Annotated in this window: 13 protein-coding genes; 7 read left to right on the top strand and 6 right to left on the bottom strand. The window is 69.2% G+C overall.

Features of this window, described 5'->3' with window-relative positions; translation table 11 throughout:
* The first annotated feature begins 132 nt into the window (after window positions 1-132).
* On the top strand, window positions 133-552 hold the full coding sequence (locus QRN49_RS09510; protein ID WP_284755346.1) for a pilus assembly protein CpaE: 420 nt from the start codon (window positions 133-135) through the stop codon (window positions 550-552).
* An 87-nt stretch (window positions 553-639) separates the two neighbouring features.
* The gene (locus QRN49_RS09505) at window positions 640-1470 is read left to right on the top strand and encodes an aldo/keto reductase (RefSeq protein WP_284755344.1); all 831 of its coding nucleotides are present in this window, start codon (window positions 640-642) and stop codon (window positions 1468-1470) included.
* Window positions 1471-1588: 118 nt separating this feature from the next.
* On the opposite strand, the gene QRN49_RS09500 is transcribed toward QRN49_RS09505, so the two are convergent.
* Window positions 1589-2734: a class I SAM-dependent methyltransferase gene (locus QRN49_RS09500; protein ID WP_071404391.1), complete on the bottom strand. Its 1146-nt coding sequence runs from the start codon at window positions 2732-2734 to the stop codon at window positions 1589-1591.
* Between the two features lie 120 nt (window positions 2735-2854).
* Here QRN49_RS09500 and QRN49_RS09495 point away from each other — a divergent pair, with 120 nt between their 5' ends.
* Entirely contained in the window at window positions 2855-4909 is a 2055-nt protein-coding gene (locus QRN49_RS09495) for a hypothetical protein (protein ID WP_284755340.1), read from the top strand.
* A 78-nt stretch (window positions 4910-4987) separates the two neighbouring features.
* Here QRN49_RS09495 and QRN49_RS09490 read toward each other — a convergent pair whose 3' ends face one another.
* Entirely contained in the window at window positions 4988-6304 is a 1317-nt protein-coding gene (locus QRN49_RS09490) for a right-handed parallel beta-helix repeat-containing protein (RefSeq protein ID WP_284755338.1), read from the bottom strand.
* Window positions 6305-6571: 267 nt separating this feature from the next.
* On the opposite strand from QRN49_RS09490, the gene QRN49_RS09485 reads away from it, so the two are divergent.
* Window positions 6572-8494 carry a hypothetical protein gene (locus QRN49_RS09485; RefSeq protein WP_284755337.1) on the top strand — a complete coding sequence of 641 codons (1923 nt, stop codon included), beginning with the start codon at window positions 6572-6574 and terminating at the stop codon, window positions 8492-8494.
* Window positions 8495-8557: 63 nt separating this feature from the next.
* On the opposite strand, the gene QRN49_RS09480 is transcribed toward QRN49_RS09485, so the two are convergent.
* The 4 genes from QRN49_RS09480 to dnaK form a co-directional block, all read right to left on the bottom strand.
* A complete protein-coding gene (locus QRN49_RS09480) occupies window positions 8558-8968 on the bottom strand; it encodes a heat shock protein transcriptional repressor HspR (RefSeq protein ID WP_027464889.1) in 411 nt (136 codons plus the stop codon).
* Window positions 8969-9094: 126 nt separating this feature from the next.
* Window positions 9095-10099 (bottom strand): DnaJ C-terminal domain-containing protein, encoded by a 1005-nt coding sequence (locus QRN49_RS09475; RefSeq protein WP_017886377.1) that lies wholly within the window; start codon window positions 10097-10099, stop codon window positions 9095-9097.
* A gap of 41 nt (window positions 10100-10140) precedes the next feature.
* Window positions 10141-10800, bottom strand: a complete 660-nt coding sequence (locus QRN49_RS09470; protein WP_209080421.1) for a nucleotide exchange factor GrpE — start codon at window positions 10798-10800, stop codon at window positions 10141-10143.
* Window positions 10801-10802: 2 nt separating this feature from the next.
* Entirely contained in the window at window positions 10803-12668 is a 1866-nt protein-coding gene (gene dnaK, locus QRN49_RS09465; RefSeq protein ID WP_017886379.1) for a molecular chaperone DnaK, read from the bottom strand.
* A gap of 843 nt (window positions 12669-13511) precedes the next feature.
* Here dnaK and QRN49_RS09460 point away from each other — a divergent pair.
* The 3 genes from QRN49_RS09460 (at window position 13512) to QRN49_RS09450 (ending at window position 17492) form a co-directional block, all read left to right on the top strand.
* Window positions 13512-15482, top strand: coding sequence for a hypothetical protein (locus tag QRN49_RS09460; protein ID WP_284755330.1), 1971 nt, complete (start codon window positions 13512-13514; stop codon window positions 15480-15482).
* 92 nt (window positions 15483-15574) lie between these two features.
* Window positions 15575-16003 (top strand): DUF3060 domain-containing protein, encoded by a 429-nt coding sequence (locus QRN49_RS09455; RefSeq protein WP_111022729.1) that lies wholly within the window; start codon window positions 15575-15577, stop codon window positions 16001-16003.
* Window positions 16004-16127: 124 nt separating this feature from the next.
* Window positions 16128-17492 carry a tyrosine-protein kinase domain-containing protein gene (locus QRN49_RS09450; RefSeq protein ID WP_284755329.1) on the top strand — a complete coding sequence of 455 codons (1365 nt, stop codon included), beginning with the start codon at window positions 16128-16130 and terminating at the stop codon, window positions 17490-17492.
* Window positions 17493-17496 lie beyond the last annotated feature (4 nt).

Genomic DNA, 17496 nt, shown 5'->3' with positions numbered 1-17496 from the left:
TGCCCGGGCGTCGTCACGTCGCGCGCACGAACGGGTTGCGCTCGCGCGAGGGGTGCTCGGCGATGCTAGTACGGGATGCTTTCGGCAACCTAGGTGGTGACAGGGGGCGGGTCCCGCGGGCAAGGTGGGAACGTGATCACCGTCGAACTCGCCAGGTCCCTCCGTGACGCCGGCCTCCGCTGGCACCCCGAGACCGGGGACCGGTTCGTGATCGACAAGCCGGGCATCGACGACGACGTCTACACGGTGTCCGAGATGACCGTCGAACGGCACGATTCCCCCACCGGCACGATCCTCGGCTTCAACGGCACCACCGAGTGGGCGCTCGACTCGGTCACCGCCACCGAGTCGCTCTGGCTGCCCCGCGAGGACCAGCTGCGCGACCTGCTCGGGCCGTCGTTCATCGGACTCACCCGGGTGCAGGTCGGCGGTCGCGTGGTCTTCACCGTGACGGCGACGATCGGCGGGGCCGACCGCAGCTTCGCGTCCGAGGTGCCGGCGGTCGCGTACGGACAGGCACTCCAGGCGTACATCACGGCTGCGCTCGCGTGAGCTGCGCAGCCTGAGCGGCACGCCCGGGGCCGCCGTTCCTGGGTGTCGGCGGAATGCGCGCTGAGGGACGTTTGGTTGCATGGGTCCATGACCGTTCCGAACATCACCCTGAACGACGGCAAGACCATCCCGCAGCTCGGCTTCGGTGTCTTCCAGATCGACCCCTCCGAGACGAAGGCCGCCACACTGGCCGCGCTCGAGGTCGGTTACCGCCACATCGACACCGCCGAGATGTACGGCAACGAGAAGGAGGTCGGTGAGGCGATCGCAGAGTCCGGCATCGACCGTTCCGAGATCTTCGTCACCTCCAAGCTCAACAACGGCCTCCACGCCCCCGAGGCGGCGCTGGAGAACGGCAAGAAGTCGGCCGATCTGCTCGGCGGCTACACCGACCTGTTCCTCATCCACTGGCCGCTGCCCACCGTCTCGGACTTCGTCCCGACGTGGAAGGCCTTCGAGGAGCTCTACGCCGCCGGTACCGCGCGGTCGATCGGTGTCTCGAACTTCCAGACCAACCACCTCAACCGCCTCGCCGCCGAGACGACCATCACCCCGGCGGTGAACCAGATCGAGGTGCACCCGTACCTGGCGCAGGACGAGCTCCGCGCCTACAACCGTGAGCACGGCATCGCGACCGAGGCGTGGTCCCCGATCGCGCAGGGTCTCGTCCTCGACGACGAGACCATCACCCGCATCGCCGCATCGGTCGGCAAGTCCCCGGCGCAGGTCGTCCTCCGCTGGCACATCCAGCGCGGCGACATCGTGTTCCCGAAGTCGGTCACCCGTGCCCGCGTCGAGGAGAACTTCGCGATCTTCGACTTCGAGCTCTCGGACGAGGACATGACGGACATCACCGGCCTCGACAAGGGCCACCGCACGGGTCCGGACCCCGACACGTTCGACTACGTGCCGGCCTGATCGGTCCCCCACCGCACCACGTCGCGAGAGCCGTCCGGGTCAGCCCGGGCGGCTCTCGCCGTCCGTGGCCGGTCAGTGGTCGGTCGCGCCGGCCGTCGGCTGTCGGTCGCGCCGCCCGTCAGCGGTTGGTCGCGACCGAGGCCGTGACCGTGAACTTGGGGGTCCGGACGACCTCCCGGGTCGGACCGACCAGGCGCGAGAGCACCGGCCGGTAGCGCAGGTGCGTGTTCCAGACACACCACAGTTCACCGCCGGCCTGGAGGATCGTGGCCGCGTTCCGGAACATCGCCTCGGCGGTGTCCGTGGTCACCGTGGTGTCCGCGTGGAACGGCGGGTTGCAGAGCACGAGCTGCGCGGACCCCTCCGCGAGCTCGTCGCCCGCGTCGGTGCGCAGCACCGTCACCCGGTCGGCCACACCGTTGGCCTCCGCGGTCGCGCGCGTCGACTCCACCGCGATCCGGGACACGTCGGTGGCGATCACCCGCACCGACGGTCGCCGACGAGCGACCGCAGCCGCGATGACGCCGTTGCCGCTCCCCAGGTCCACGATCGTGCGCGCGGTCGGGACCGCCTGGTCCATCGCGTCGAGCAGCACCCGCGTGCCCTGGTCGAGCGACGTCCCGGCGAACACGCCACCGTGGGCGACCAGGGTCATGCCGAGGTCGTCGACGTGCACCGACCGCGGCCAGGGGTTCGTCGTCGCGGCGCGGTTCGCCTGTGCGCGGAGCGGGTCCTGCGCGATGAGCAGTCGCGACTTGCCACGGCCTCGTGATGCCGTGACCTCGCCGAACGAGCGCCGGAGCACGTCGTTCTGCGTCACGTGCATGTACTTCACGTTGCCGCCGCAGAGCAGCACGACGTCGGGCGCCGCGAACCGGGCGACCGCGCGGGCGATCTCGTCGAGGCGATCGTGCGACTTCGAGAGCCGCAGCACCACGAGCCGCACGTCGCGGAAGGCGTCCTCGAGTGAGTCGGGGTGGTGGAAGCCGCGCAGCCCGAACGTGCCGGCGTTGGCCTCGAGCGCCCGCTCCCCCACCAGGGAGTCCTGCACGACGCGGATGTCGCTCGCCCCGTACTGCGTGATGAGGCCGAGCGTCAGCACCCCGTACCGGTCGTCGACGACCGCGACCTCGCCCGGCTGTCGGAGTGCGTCGCCGTGCACGTGCGGTGCTTCGTCGAGCAGGAAGCGGTCGGTGCCGTCGATCGCGATGAGGTCGGGCGCGTCGTCGTCGCGTCGGCGGAAGAGGTCGGCGAAGTCTGGCACCGCGTCAGCGTACCCGGCGGCGATCGGCGCCGGAGCACGTCGTCATCGCACTCACGATGTGAACAGGCTGTGTATTTCACATGTCAGTACCCTGGAGGTCCCCCACCAGAAGGAGCCCTCATGGCATCCACCTCGTTCCGGAGCGCCGCGGTCGTCTGCGGCGTCCTCACCGCTTCCCTCGGCTTCGGCTTGCTGACGCCCGCGGCCGCCACCGCTGCCACCGCCACTCCCGCAGCCGCCTCGTCGTCGGACTCCACCGTGCAGGAGACTCTTCCGGACTTCGATTCCATCCCCGTCGATCCCTCGCTGGAGGCACTGCGCTTCTCCATCGACTGGAGCACCCCGTGGTCATCCCGCATCGTCGGCGGACGAGCCGGTGGTGGCGACGACGTCTGGCTCGTCAGCGGCAACCAGGTGTACGACCGGAGCACCACCGGCATCTTCTTCCTCGTCGTGCAGGACCGCCACAAGGACGAACCGCTCGAAGCGATCCGCGTCCACACCGCCGCCGACGGCACCCAGACCCGCGGCGAGCGCACCCCGATCCCCCGCACCATCAAGATCGACGGACTGCAGCAGCAGAACACGTTCACGCCCGGCACCACCCACTTCGCCGGCAGTGCGACCGCCGGTGCCACGATCGTCGCGAAGGACACCACCTCGGGCGCCACCCTGTTCACGACCGAGGTCAGCGGGGCACGCAACGGGACCGGCACCTGGAACGCCGATGCCGACCTCACCGACTCCGACCACGTGATCACCCTCACGCAGACGACGACCGACGGCCGGAAGAACGAGCTCCGCGACGTGCGGTTCTCGCCGGCGGCGTCGGACGCGCCGCAAGCGCCGACGGTCGTGCAGAAGGGGCGCGTCCTCGACGGGTCGTTCGTCGTGGCGGGTTCCGTCGCTGAGGACGTGGACTCGGTCGTCGTGCAGGACGAAGCCGGCTCCACCATCGCCGACGCCCGCCTCGGCGAGACCGGCTACGCTGCTCGGCTCCCGCAGGACCGCGTCGGCTCCACGGTCTACGTCGTCGGACGCACTGCCGACGGCACCCCGTCGCCCCGTGTGCCCGTCGCACTCGAGCAGCTGCCGATCGACCCCACCGCTGCCGCACCGTCCCTCCGGTCCGTGTTCGTCCACCCGGACGGGCGCGTCCAGGTGGTCGGGGAGCACGATGACGCTCCTGGGCTCTGGATCCTCGACGGCGACCGGGTCGTCGGGCACGCCACCAGCGCCGATGCAGTGTGGAGCTACACGATCGCCGCTGCCGCGACCGGCAAGCAGCTCGACATGGTCAACCTGGTCTTCGACGGCCGCGACTTCAGCGGGACGTCCGAGCGGGTGGCGCTCCCCCGCCTCCTGCAGGTCGACGGCCTCGCGGACGAGAACACCTACACGCCGGGCGCACGCGCGTTCACCGGCACCGCCGAGGCCGGCGCGACGATCACTGCGACCGACCAGCGCGGCCGTGAGCTCTTCACGGCACCGGTGACCGGTACGCGCTCCGGCGTCGGGACCTGGAAGGCCTCGGCCGACCTGACCAGCGCGGCCGGGTACGAGCTCACCTTCACGCAGAAGACCGTCGACGGCCGGACGTCGGTGATGCGGAACATCGCGTTCGACGCCGAGGCGCAGACCGTCGAGCCGGTCACGGTCACCACGAAGGCCGTGACCGCGGGCATCTCGAACCACGTCGCCGGCACCGCCACCCCCGGCGCGACCTTCCGGGTCCTCAACCCGAGCGGCACCCAGATCGTCCCCGGCACCCACCAGGTCGCCACAGACGGCTCCTGGTCGTTCGACCGCGTCGTCTCCAAGGGCGCCACCAAGCTCGACATCGTCATCGAGCAGACCGTCAACGGCACCGCGAAGAAGTCCGGCACCTTCTCCCTCGCCGCGTCCACGGAGCGGAACGTCACCGTGACGACCAAGACCGTCACGGCCGGCGTGTCGAACCACATCACCGGCACCGCGACCCCTGGCGCGACCGTCCGCGTCCTCAACCCGAGCGGCACCCAGATCGTCCCCGGCACCCACCAGGTCGCCACCGACGGCTCCTGGTCGTTCGACCGCGTCGTCTCCAAGGGCGCCACCAAGCTCGACATCGTCATCGAGCAGACCGTCAACGGCACCGCGAAGAAGTCCGGCACCTTCTCCCTCGCCGCGAGCTGATCGCCGCTCCAGCGGTGAACCACAGCGCCCCCGGGCCCACGCGGCGCCCGGGGGTGCTGTGGCGTCGGGAGGATGAGGTCAACCGGTCGTCACCGTCGCTCCGCCGTGGGCGATCCGGACCCGCGCCGTCCCCCATGTGTTGCGCCGGACGGCGAACCGGTTGTCCGCATCCCCGAACCGGACCGCCACGGCCAGCGCGTGCGGTGCGGACTCGAAGTGGTTCCGCGCGATCACGCCGTGGTTCGCTCCGGCGCGGACGTTGACCCCGATCCCGGCGCCACCGACACCCACGATGCGGTTCGCGCGGACGGTGACGGCCTCGTTCGAGTGCGCGAGGCAGACGGCGTTCTCGACGCTCGCCTCGATCCGGTTGCGGGCGACCACCATTCCCCGTGTCAGCTTGAGCAGGATGCCGGCCTCGCCGGAAGATCCGCCACCGCCCGTCACGACGTTGCCCGAGACCACCCCGGTCGCGCGCGGCCGGGTGGACCCGACGGTCGTTCCGGCCCCGCTCACGATGATGGCGGACCCCGGCGCGAGCCCGGGTGGCCTGGTCACGGTGTTGTCCGCGATGACCAGTCCGATCGGCGCGACGCTGGTCTGCCCCCGATCGGCGGGGTCCTTCGACGGCACGGCTGCGATGCCCACCCGGCAGCCCGTCACGACGTTGCCGCGGATCTCGATGTCCTCGCCGGCGTGCGTGTCGATGCCTTCCCACGCGGGGACGCCGTCGATCCGGTTGCCCGTCACCCGGACCCGAGCCGACCGGCGGGCCTCCGAGGGGGTGTACCGGGCGTCGCGGGTCAGGGAGATGCCGTACGAGTTGACCCGATGCGCGGGCTGCCGGACGTCCCGCACCGTGTTGCCATCGATGGCCCCGTCGACGACCCCGACCCCGATGATGCCCGCGTAGCCGAGGCGCTCCATCGTCGTCCCGGTGATCTCGAATCGGTCGCAGTACTCCAGGTGCACTCCGTCGTGCGGGATGTCCCGGAAGTGACCGCGTCGCACGGTGATCCCGTGCAGCGGACCGCCGCGGAGTCCCATGACCGCGATCCCGTGACCGAGGCCCCCACTGTCGGCACCGGCTCCCGTGATCACGGCATCCACGACCTCGACGTCGGACGCCTGCACCAGGAGGGCGGTCGACGCAGTCGTCATGCGGAGGGCACCGCCGCCGGTGAACCGCAGTCGAAGCGGACGCCGGACGACGAGACTCCGCGAGCGCGCCCAGCCTCGGTCGATCACGTACTCCCCTCCGGAGGGCACCGCGTCCAGTGCCGCCTGCAGCGGGTCGCCGTCCGGGTCGTCGGCCGCCTCGGTCGAGCCCGGGCGTCGCCCGAGGACCACGGTCGCCGCCAGCCCGACTCCGCCGAGCACCGCAGCGATCAGCACGCGACGTCGAACACGTTCCTCCGGTCGCCCTCGGTCGTCCATCCCTGCCCCCTCGTCGTGCCGATCGCCCCGCTGTGTCGGCGCAACCGTACGGCGCCGCGGTCGCACCGTCCACGTCCTGGTATTCCACCATACGAGGGTCATTCTGTATCTCGCATTGCCGCATGGTCGATGGCTTCGAGGGTGCTGATATGTTGCGTTCCGTCCGGCCCGACCGGACACGGACGGTACCGACCGTCCGCCCTCAGAGACGAGAGAGACCCATCGATGACGAGACACTCCCGCAGGACCACCGCGCGCACGGCAACCGGCCTGACGGTCCTGACGATCGCTGCGACCGCCGGGCTGTCCCCGGCCGCCGCGGCCGAGCTCGACGAGTCGGAGCTGACCCTGGTCGGCCCGCTCGTCACCGAGACCTCGGCGTTCGCCGGCGACCCGTCCACCCCGCGGTACAGCGCACCCTCGGCGGCCGCGGCCGGGGCGGAGATCCCGGCGAACCGAGCCAGCACACTGGCGGCCGCCCGCGCGGCCGCCGTGCGGTGGTCCATCCCGCAGCCCGGAGCGGTCACCACCGTGCGACCGATGTCGGACCCCGACCTGTGCCTCACGGCCGCCACGGCCTCGATCACGAGCTACTCGCCCGTCACCCTCGAGACGTGCGTCGACGGTGACGCCAAGCAGCAGTTCCGCACCGCGGCGAACACCGGCTCGAACAACCCGATCGGCACCGGCCTGCAGTCGACCTACAACCGCGGGTTCCTCGGCCTGTTCAACACCGACCGGGTGATGCGCCTGCAGTCCCAGAACGTCGCCGACCGGCTGCCGAACACCGAGGACTTCACGCCCTCGTTCACCGCACGGGTCGACTCCACCGACGTCACGACGCGGAGCGCCCAGGTCTCCGGCACGGGGACACCCGACGCGACGGTCCTCATCGACGGTCGGAACCCGCAGGTCGTCGGGCCCGACGGTCGCTGGACGGCCCGCGTCACGAACCTCCCCCTCGGCACCAGCACCCTCGAGCTCGAGCAGTACGAGGGCACCGAACGCACCGGAGTCGCCGAGCTCGAGATCACGCTGACGGTGGCACCGCTCACGTTCGAGACGACCTTCGCCGACACCCTGTCCGATCCGGTGACGGCCAGCGGGAGCGCGCAGCCCGAGTCCGCGGTCCGCCTCTACGACGCCGCGGGGAACCAGCTCGGCGACACGGTCACGGCAGGTCCGGACGGAGCGTGGGAGACGACGATCCCCGCACCCGATGCCGGTGGTGTCCTCCGGATCACTGCCGCACAGTTCGTCGACGGCGTCCGCGACACCGCGAACGAGGTGACCCGCGACGTCGACTACGGCGCCGCCGTGAGCATCGCGACGCCGGCCGAGGGCGCCGCCCACGCCGGCGGTTCGGTCTCGATGTCGGGTAGTGGCGAACCGGGGTCCACCATCGAGGTGGTCGAGGTGACCGCCGACGGCGAGCGCACGGTCGGTCGCAGCACCGAGGGGGTCCTGCCCAGCGGCCGCTGGTTCGTCGACACGGACTCGCTGGACCGAGCCGAGCACGTCCTCCGCGTGGTCCAGGGCTCGAAGGGTGACAACACCACCACTGCGCAGGTCACGGTCAACCCCGGCGAGACCGGCCGTCTGACCGAGGTCCGACTCTCGGGGCCGGCGACCGTCACCCCCGGGGTGTCGAACCGGATCTCCGGGACCGGCGAACCCGGCGCGAGCTACCGCGTCCTGAACGTCTCGGGCGCGGAGCTCGTACCCGGCACGCGCCAGGTCGACGACGAGGGCAACTGGTCCTTCGACCGGGTGGTGTCGAACGGCGCCGAGAGCTTGCGGTTCGTCATCGAACAGACGAAGGGCGAACAGGGACCGGAGCCGTCCGAGCTCTTCACGATCGCTGCCAACGAGGGCTTCGCGCCGGTCGAGATCACCACGCGCGCCGTCGACCCCGGCGTCCTGAACACGTTCGAGGGCACCGGACCTGCCGGGGCGACGATGGTCGTGCTCAACGCATCGGGCACACAGATCGTGCCCGGCACCGTCACGGTCGACCCCGAGGGCAACTGGAGCTTCGAGCGTGTCGTCTCCAGCGGCGCCACGAAGTTCCAGTTCAAGTTCGAGGTGTCGATCTCGGGGACGACCTACGAGACGACGCTGGCGGAAGTGTTCGCGAACACCCGGTGACGCCGGGTTGCAACGACGATGCCCCCGGACCACTTGGTCCGGGGGCATCGATTCGTCGGCGCGTCAGCGAGGCCCGCGGTACAGCACGATCTGTGTGTTCCGCTGCGGCCGCGACCCCGCCTTGAGCGAGATCGCCGCACCACTCGCGGTGGCGGCGAAGACCCGCGCACCGGGCCGGTTGATGAGCTGGTCGGCCAACGCCGACTCGAGTTCGCGCACCCGGTCGCGCAGCGCCTTGTTCTCGTTCTCCAGGTCGAGCACCCGCCGGATGCCCTCCAGCGACACCCCCTCGGAGCCGAGGCGCGCGATCTCGCGCAACTGCACGACATCACGCATCGAGTACCGCCGCGACCCACCTCGGGTGCGACCCGGCACGACCAGGCCGAGCCGGTCGTACTGCCGCAGCGTCTGCGGGTGCATCTCGGCGAGCTCCGCAGCGACCGCGATCGCGAAGACGGGCGAGTTCTCGTCCATGTCGGTCATGGCGCGTTCCTTTCCGTCGTCCGCGTGGGGTGAAAACCAGCCTGGAGGCTCAGCGAGCGTCCGTCAGGAAGCCGCGCCGTTCCTCCAGGCCGGGTCTACTGCATTGCGTGCGCGACGCTAGTCGCGCGCCTTGGCGAGGAGGTCCTCGCGGGGGTTCTCGTCGGGCAGCGCAGCCGCGAGTGCCTCGACGGCCTCGCGCTGCTTGTCCGACAGGTGCGACGGCACCGCGACCTGGACGGTCGCGAGCAGGTCGCCCGTGCCGTTCTTCGTCGTGACGCCGCGGCCCTTGACGCGCAGGACGCGACCCGACGGCGTGCCGGGGGCGACCTTGAGCTTCACGGGCGAACCGCCGAGCGTCGGGACCTCGATCGTCGCGCCGAGCGCTGCCTCGGTGAACGTCACGGGGACGTCCACGCGCAGGTTGAGCCCGTCGCGCTCGAACACCGGGTGCTTCCGCACCGACACGGCGACCACGAGGTCACCGGCCTCTCCGCCGTCGGGCGAGGGCTCGCCGCGGCCGCGCAGACGGATCTTCTGACCGTCGGCGACGCCAGCGGGGATGCGGACGTTCACCGGGCGCCCGTTGCCCTGCGACAGCTTGACGGTGTCACCGGCGATCGCCGTGGTGAAGTCGAGGGTCGTCGATGCCGTGACGTCGCGGCCCTTCGTCGGCCCGCCGAAGCCGCGGTAGCCGCCGGAGGTCTGGCCGAAGCCACCGCCCCCGCCGAACATCCCGCCGAGGATGTCCTCGAAACCGCCGGCACCGCCCGGGCCACCCTGGCCGAAGCGGACGCGCTGTCCGCCACCACCCTGCTGCCCGAACATCCCGCCGAAGACGTCCTCGAACCCGCCCTGGCCCCCGCCGCCCGCCGTGAAGCGAGCGCCGGAGCCCATGGCGCGGACCTGGTCGTACTCCTGGCGCTGCTCCTTGTCGGAGAGCACCGAGTACGCCTCGCTGATCTCCTTGAAGCGGTTCTCGGCAGCAGCGTCACCCGGGTTGGAGTCCGGGTGGAACTGCCGCGCGAGCTTCCGGTACGTCTTCTTCAGCTCGGCGTCGGAGGCGTCCTTGGACACGCCGAGGACCTTGTAGAAGTCCTTGTCGAACCAATCCTGACTGGCCATGGATCACCTGCCTTCTTCTGTCGTCACCGTGGGGACCCGGCTCAGGCCGGGACCGCCACCGCGACCTTGGCCGCGCGGAGGACGCGCTCGCCGAGCTTGTAGCCCGGCTCGACGACGTCCGCGACGGTCTGTCCGGTGGCACCCGGGGTGGGGAGCTGGACGATCGCCTCGTGGATGTTCGGGTCGAACGCCTCGCCCTTCTCGCCGATCTGCACGAGCTTGAACTTCTCGAAGCCCCCGCGGATCTTCTGGCCGATGACCTGCATCGGGCCCTCGGAGAGGTCACCGTGGGCCTCAGCCCGGGTGAGGTCGTCGAGCGCCGGCAGCAGGGCCCGCACCACTTCGGCGATGGCGACCTCGCGGTTGGCCTCACGGTCACGCTCGACGCGCTTCCGGAAGTTCACCAGCTCGGCCTGCGCACGGAGCATGTCCGCACGCATCTCGGCGACGAGGTCGCGGTCCTCGGTGCTGAGCTTGTCCTCGGCGATGCCGCGGGCAGCGTCGGCGAGCAGCGCTTCGTCCTCCGGGGAAAGGTCGTTCGCGGCATCGGCCGCCGGCCCCCCGGCGGCGGGGCCGTCCGTCGGTACTTCGACGTCGGGCCCCTCCGCCTCGATGAGGTCCTCGGGCTCCGCCGCGTTCGTGGCGTCGCCCTCGACCTGGGGTTCGTCCTCGTTGGGCGCGTTGTCCTTGGGATCCGTCATCGTTACTTCTTGTCCTTGTCGTCCTCGTCGTCCACGACCTCGGCATCGACGATGTCCTCGTCGTCGGCCGGCTGCTCACCCGCGGGCTGCTCGCCACCGGCGGCGCCGGCTGCTGCGTCCTGCTGGCTGTAGATGGCCTGGCCGAGCTTGCCCTGCGACTCGTTGAGCTTGTCGAAGGCGGTCTTCACGGCGTCGTCGTCCTCGCCCGCGAGTGCGGACTTGAGCGCGTCGACGTCCGCCTGCACCTCGGACTTGACGTCCGCGGGGAGCTTCTCGTCGTTCTCCTTGATCAGCTTCTCGATCGAGTAGACGAGCTGCTCGGCCTGGTTGCGACGCTCGTTGGCCTCGCGACGGGCCTTGTCCTCGGCGGCGTGCTCCTCGGCCTCGCGGACCATGCGCTCGATGTCCTCCTTCGGCAGCGAAGAACCGCCGGAGATGACCATCGACTGCTCCTTGCCGGTGCCCTTGTCCTTCGCGGACACGTGCACGATGCCGTTGGCGTCGATGTCGAAGGTGACCTCGACCTGCGGGACGCCACGGGGAGCCGGTGCGATGCCGGTGAGCTCGAAGGTGCCGAGCGGCTTGTTGTCGCGGGTGAACTCGCGCTCGCCCTGGAAGACCTGGATCGCGACCGACGGCTGGTTGTCGTCAGCGGTCGTGAAGGTCTCGCTCCGCTTGGTCGGGATCGCGGTGTTGCGGTCGATGAGCTTCGTCATCAGGCCGCCCTTGGTCTCGATGCCGAGCGACAGCGGCGTGACGTCGATGAGCAGGACGTCCTTGCGCTCGCCCTTCAGGACACCGGCCTGCAGTGCGGCGCCGACGGCGACGACCTCGTCCGGGTTGACGCCCTGGTTCGGCGACTTGCCACCGGTCAGCGACTTGACGACCTCGGCCACGGCGGGCATGCGGGTCGAGCCACCGACGAGCACCACGTGGGCGATGTCGTTGACCGAGACACCGGCTTCCTTGATGACGTCGTTGAACGGCTTCTTGGTGCGGTCGAGCAGGTCGGAGGTCATCTGCTCGAACTGTGCGCGCGAGATGGTCTCGTCCAGGTTCAGCGGGCCCTCGGCGGTGAGCGTCAGGTACGGGAGCTGGATGTTCGCCGACATCTGCGACGACAGCTCCTTCTTAGCCTGCTCAGCAGCTTCCTTCAGGCGCTGCTTGGCGATCTTGTCCGTGGACAGGTCGACGCCGTGCTCGTCCTTGAACTTCTTGACGAGGTAGTCGACGATGCGCTGGTCCCAGTCGTCACCACCGAGGCGGTTGTCACCGGAGGTCGCGCGGACCTGGATCGTCGAGAAGTCGTCGTCCTTGCCCACCTCGAGCAGGGAGACGTCGAACGTGCCGCCACCGAGGTCGAAGACCAGGATGAGCTCGTCTTCCTTGCCCTTGTCGAGGCCGTAGGCCAGGGCGGCCGCGGTCGGCTCGTTGATGATGCGGAGGACGTTGAGGCCGGCGATCTCACCGGCGTCCTTCGTGGCCTGGCGCTCAGCGTCGTTGAAGTACGCCGGCACGGTGATGACCGCGTCCGTGACGTCTTCGCCGAGGTACTGCTCGGCGTCGCGCTTGAGCTTGCCGAGGGTACGGGCCGAGATCTCCTGCGGCGTGTACTTCTTGCCGTCGATCTCGGTGGTCCAGTCGGTGCCGACGTGCCGCTTGACCGACGCGATGGTGCGGTCGACGTTCGTCACGGCCTGACGCTTGGCGGTCTCGCCGACCAGGACCTCGCCGTCCTTGGTGAACGCCACGATCGACGGCGTGGTGCGCATGCCCTCGGCGTTTGCGATGACGGTGGGCTCGCCACCTTCGAGTACGGAGACGACGGAGTTGGTGGTTCCGAGGTCGATGCCTACTGCACGTCCCATGTGTTGCTCCTCTTGCTTGGGGGTAAGTCGATGGACTTGCGTCCGATGGGCTCAACTCTACTCCTGAGTCGGCTGGAGTCAACTTCAGGGAGAGCAAACCTGCGCCAGTCCCACTCAACTCCCAGGCGACACCTTGCAGCAATAGCATGTTCGTATGTTGGTATTTCACATGATATTCTGGATGTACATGCGCCGTTGGAGTACCTCGACGGGCGTGTCCCTTCCCGCACAGCCGCTGTCTGCGGCCTGTCCTGAAAGATGCACATGTCTCACAAGAAGAGGGCTTCCTTCGCCCTCAAGTCCATGGGTGCGGCCGGGCTGGCCGCTGCCACCATCGTGTCCGGCTTGTCCTTCGGTGCCGCTCCCGCCACCGCCGCAACCAGCACGGTCAAGCTCGTCACCGAGAGCGGCGGGCAATGGTGGTCGTTCCGTGTGGGGGCCACCACCCCGAGCCCGGTGGGTAACTATTCATCGGAGTCCGCAGCCCGTGCAGGTGCCGACTCGCTCAACGTTGTCGAGTCAGGCAACTCGTTTGAGCTCCGTACAACGCGTGGGCTGTGCGTGTACACGACGTCTATGCCGACCACGGAAAGGGGCGCGTATGCCATCCATGCAAGTACTACGCAATGTGGCACCGCGGCGGCTCGGTGGACCGCGGACTCATCCGGTCGAATCAGCAACTCGCACGGCGTCCTCGGGCGCGTCCAATACGACACCTACTCGCGGATCAACACCTTCACCAACGGCGGTTCTGGATTCACGTTCGGTGACATTGCGAATCGCAACAACCAGACATTGACAGCGGACGTCACGTCTGTCAATCACGTTGCAAAGTCTGCGTTGGTGTCGGGGACGGCGACGCCGAACGGTACCGTCACGATCGGCAGCAAGGTCGCCAACGTCAACTCGAGCGGCAACTGGTCGATGACCGTTGAGGGGCTCTCCGAGGGTGCGAACACCATCACCGCGATCCAGAAGGTGAACAACACCGAGGTCGACCGCAAGAACGTCGTCGTGACGATCAACACGGCCGCGATCATCGGTCAGGACGGCGCTGCCGTCACGCTCGAGCGCGGCGAGGACACCTCGGTCGAGGCACTGTTCAAGACCACCGGCAGCGTGAGCCGCCCCCAGGGCAAGGTCGAGTTCACCGCTCCGGCCGGCACCACCTTCGCCGTGGGCCAGGACACCATCAACGGCGCCTACCAGAAGCCGGGCGAAGGCTGGACGAACCAGTCCATGGCCCTGACCAACGGGGCCCGTTCCGCGGACGGCACGAAGTACACCTACGACTTCGCGCCCACCTCCACGAGCTGGAACCTCCCCGATGCTTCGCTGATGCGATGGAACATCGAGGTCTCCCCCAACAACGATGCTCCTGCCGGCAGCTCCGAGATGCGCACTGTGCTGAGCGGCACCGCCGTCGAGGGCGCCTTCAACACCGCGAGCACGACCGCGACCATGCTCGAGACCGCCCAGCGCGAGCTGACCGCTGAGGTCTCGTCGGTCGACAACGACGCCCGCTCCGCCGTCGTGACGGGTACCGCCACCCCCGGTGCTGAGATCTCGATCGGCGACGAGACGGCCAAGGCCGACGCCACCACCGGTGCCTGGTCCATCACGGTCGGCGACCTCGAGGTCGGCGACAACGCCCTCGTCGTCATCCAGAAGATCAACGACCGCGAGATCGACCGCAAGACCGTCACCGCGACGGTCGAGGGCCGCACGGAGCTGGCCCCGATCACGCTGTCGGGTCCGGCCTCGGTCACCCCGGGTCGCTCGAACACGTTCACCGGCACGGCCGAGCCAGGCGCCACGTTCCGCGTGCTCAACGTCTCCGGTACCCAGATCGTCCCCGGGACCTTCGAGGTCGACGCCCAGGGCAACTGGTCGTTCAACCGTGTGGTTTCGGCGGGTGCGTCGAACTTCCGCTTCGTGATCGAGCAGACCAAGAACGGCCAGGTCGCCAAGTCCGAGCTGTTCACGGTGAACGCGTCCGCTCTCGCACCGGTGACCGTCACCACGCCGGCCGCCGTCCGTCCGGGCCTGACGAACACCTTCACCGGCACGGCCGAGCCCGGCGCCACGTTCCGCGTGCTCAACGTCTCCGGCACCCAGATCGTCCCCGGGACCTTCGAGGTCGACGCCCAGGGCAACTGGTCGTTCAACCGTGTCGTGTCGGCTGGTGCGTCGAACTTCCGCTTCGTGATCGAGCAGACCAAGAACGGCCAGACCGAGAAGTCCGAGCTGTTCACGATCAACGCCGCGGCACTCGCCCCGGTGACCGTCACCACGCCGGAGCGCGTCACGCCGGGCCGCTCGAACACCTTCACCGGGACCGGTGAGCCCGGTGCGACGTTCCGCGTCCTGAACATCTCGGGCACGCAGATCGTCCCCGGTACCCACGAGGTCGACGCCCAGGGCAACTGGACCTTCGACCGTGTCGTCTCGAACGGTGCGTCGAACTTCCGCTTCGTGATCGAGCAGAGCAAGAACGGCCAGACCGAGAAGTCCGAGCTGTTCACGATCAACGCCGCGGACTTCGCCCAGGTGACCGTGGCCAACCGGTCGGTGACCCCGGGTGCCGTGAACACCTTCACCGGCACCGGTGAGCCCGGCGCGAGCTACCGCGTGCTCAACATCACCGGCACGCAGATCGTCCCCGGCACGTTCGAGGTCGATGCCCAGGGCAACTGGACCTTCGACCGCGCGGTCTCCCGCGGCGCGACCGAGTTCCGCTTCGCTCTCGAGCAGACCAAGAACGGCAAGACGGAGCTCAGCGAGCTCTTCACCCTGCCGGCCGACACCAAGTAGCACCCTGGCCCCTCCCGTCCGCGCGACGGGAGGGGCCTCCCCTTCTTCCGCACGGCGTCACCGCCGAACGAACTCCTCGGAGAGGAAACCCGATGAACACCATGATCCGCCGCGGTCTCGCCGCAGCATCCATCGCCCTCGTCGCCGCGCTCGGCGTCACGGCGTGCAGCTCGTCCGACACGAAGGACCCGACCCCGACCGCCTCGAGCACCACGAAGGCTGCGCAGACCACCTACAACGAGTGCATCGACGGGGCTGTGCAGCTCTGGGACGAGGACGAGGACTCGGACAAGACGATCACGACCGACGACTGCGCAGCGGCGAACCTCATCAGCTCGGACCGCACCTACGACCTCGGCACGATCGGCACCATCACGGTCGAGGCGAGCAACGCCACGATCTCGGTCTCCTCGACGAAGAAGGTCTTCTTCAGCGGGTCGAACAACACGCTCACCTACAAGGGCGAGGCGCCCAAGGTCGACGACCAGGGCAAGGGGAACACCATCACGGCAGCCGGCTGAGGCCGACCCGGACAACCGCACCAGGAGGGGACGGGAGCAGTTCTTCCGTTCCCTTCTGCGCGCCGTATTGTTCTTTCAGATGTGATGTTTTACACTGGTCCTGCAACCCGACCGGAGGCCCTTCTTGAACTACCTCGCCGTCATCCGCGCCCTCCTCTCGGGCTGGTGGATCATCGCCGGTGCAACGCTCCTCGGAGCCGGTGCATCCCTCGTCGTCACGAGCGTCACCCCTCCCACCTACGAGGCTTCGACCTCGTACTACGTCTCGGTCGCCGGCGACACCTCGGCGACTGCTGGCGAGATCGCACAGGGTTCGACCGCCGCGCAGCAGAAGATCAAGTCGTACATGCAACTCGCGACCTCCCCCCGCGTGCTGCAGGGCGTGGTCGACGAGCTCGACCTCGACGTCACCCCCGCGGCACTCGCCTCCCAGGTCACCACCTCGGTCGACGCCGGCACCGTGATCATCAAGATCGCCGTGCAGGACGGGTCCGCCAAGGCGGCAGCCACGATCGCCGAACAGATCGGCAAGAGCCTCGCCACGGTGGTACAGGAGATCGAGCCCGCCGGAGCCGACCAGGCACCGTCCGTCAGGCTCGAGGAAGTCACGCCCGCGTCCCGACCGCTGAGTCCCATCGCCCCACGGAAGACCGCCGACCTCGCGCTCGGTCTGCTCGGCGGTCTCGCAGCGGGCGCGGCACTCGCGCTGCTCCGCGCTGCGGTCGACACGCGCGTCCGCTCCAGCGAGGACCTGGACGGCGACGTCCCCGTGGTCGGCGACATCGCGTTCGACGCCGACGCTGGTCGGCACCCGCTGATCATCCGGGACGAGGTGAACTCGGCGCGGTCCGAGGCCTTCCGCAGCCTCCGCACGAACATCCAGTTCCTCCGGACCAGCGGCGCGCCGACCATCGCCGTGACAAGCGCCAGGCCGTCCGAGGGGAAGACGACCACCACCGCCAACCTCGGAATCGCCCTGAGCAAGAGCGGCATGCGGACCGTCATCATCGATGCCGACCTCCGTCGCCCGAACGTCGCCGCCGTGATGAGCCTCGAAGGCGCCGTCGGCCTCACCGACCTGCTCGTCGGCCGCGTCGAGCTCGACGACGTCCGGCAGGACTGGGGTCTCGACGGCCTCTCGGTCCTACCTGCCGGCACGATCCCCCCGAACCCCAGCGAGCTGATCGGGTCCGAGGCGATGGCACGGGTCCTCGCCGAGCTGGCCGCCAACTACGACGTCGTCCTGGTCGACACACCGCCGGTCCTCGCGGTCACCGACTCGGCGCTCGTCAGCACGCTCGTGTCGACGACCCTGCTGGTCACGGCCGCCAACCAGACGAAGCGTTCCGACGTCCGACTGGCGATCGAGGCACTGGCGCGCGTCGGCCAGCAGGTCGCCGGCATCGTCCTCACCAAGACCAAGCACAAGGCGTCCCGGAGTGCCTACTACCGCTCCGAGTACAAGAGCGCTCGCCCTTCTGACCGATGACAAG

Origin of the sequence: Curtobacterium sp. ME-Dv--P-122a (assembly GCF_030209645.1) — a bacterium.
GTDB lineage: Bacteria > Actinomycetota > Actinomycetes > Actinomycetales > Microbacteriaceae > Curtobacterium > Curtobacterium flaccumfaciens.
This window is presented reverse-complemented; position numbering and strand designations above follow the sequence as displayed.

Bases quoted from the DNA above. Each gene is read 5' to 3' on its own strand.
- QRN49_RS09505 (WP_284755344.1), top strand. From the start codon at position 640: ATGACCGTTCCGAACATCACCCTGAACGACGGCAAGACCATCCCGCAG.
- QRN49_RS09495 (WP_284755340.1), top strand. From the start codon at position 2,855: ATGGCATCCACCTCGTTCCGGAGCGCCGCGGTCGTCTGCGGCGTCCTC.
- QRN49_RS09485 (WP_284755337.1), top strand. From the start codon at position 6,572: ATGACGAGACACTCCCGCAGGACCACCGCGCGCACGGCAACCGGCCTG.
- QRN49_RS09480 (WP_027464889.1), bottom strand. From the start codon at position 8,968: ATGGACGAGAACTCGCCCGTCTTCGCGATCGCGGTCGCTGCGGAGCTC.
- QRN49_RS09475 (WP_017886377.1), bottom strand. From the start codon at position 10,099: ATGGCCAGTCAGGATTGGTTCGACAAGGACTTCTACAAGGTCCTCGGC.
- QRN49_RS09470 (WP_209080421.1), bottom strand. From the start codon at position 10,800: ATGACGGATCCCAAGGACAACGCGCCCAACGAGGACGAACCCCAGGTC.
- dnaK (WP_017886379.1), bottom strand. From the start codon at position 12,668: ATGGGACGTGCAGTAGGCATCGACCTCGGAACCACCAACTCCGTCGTC.
- QRN49_RS09455 (WP_111022729.1), top strand. From the start codon at position 15,575: ATGAACACCATGATCCGCCGCGGTCTCGCCGCAGCATCCATCGCCCTC.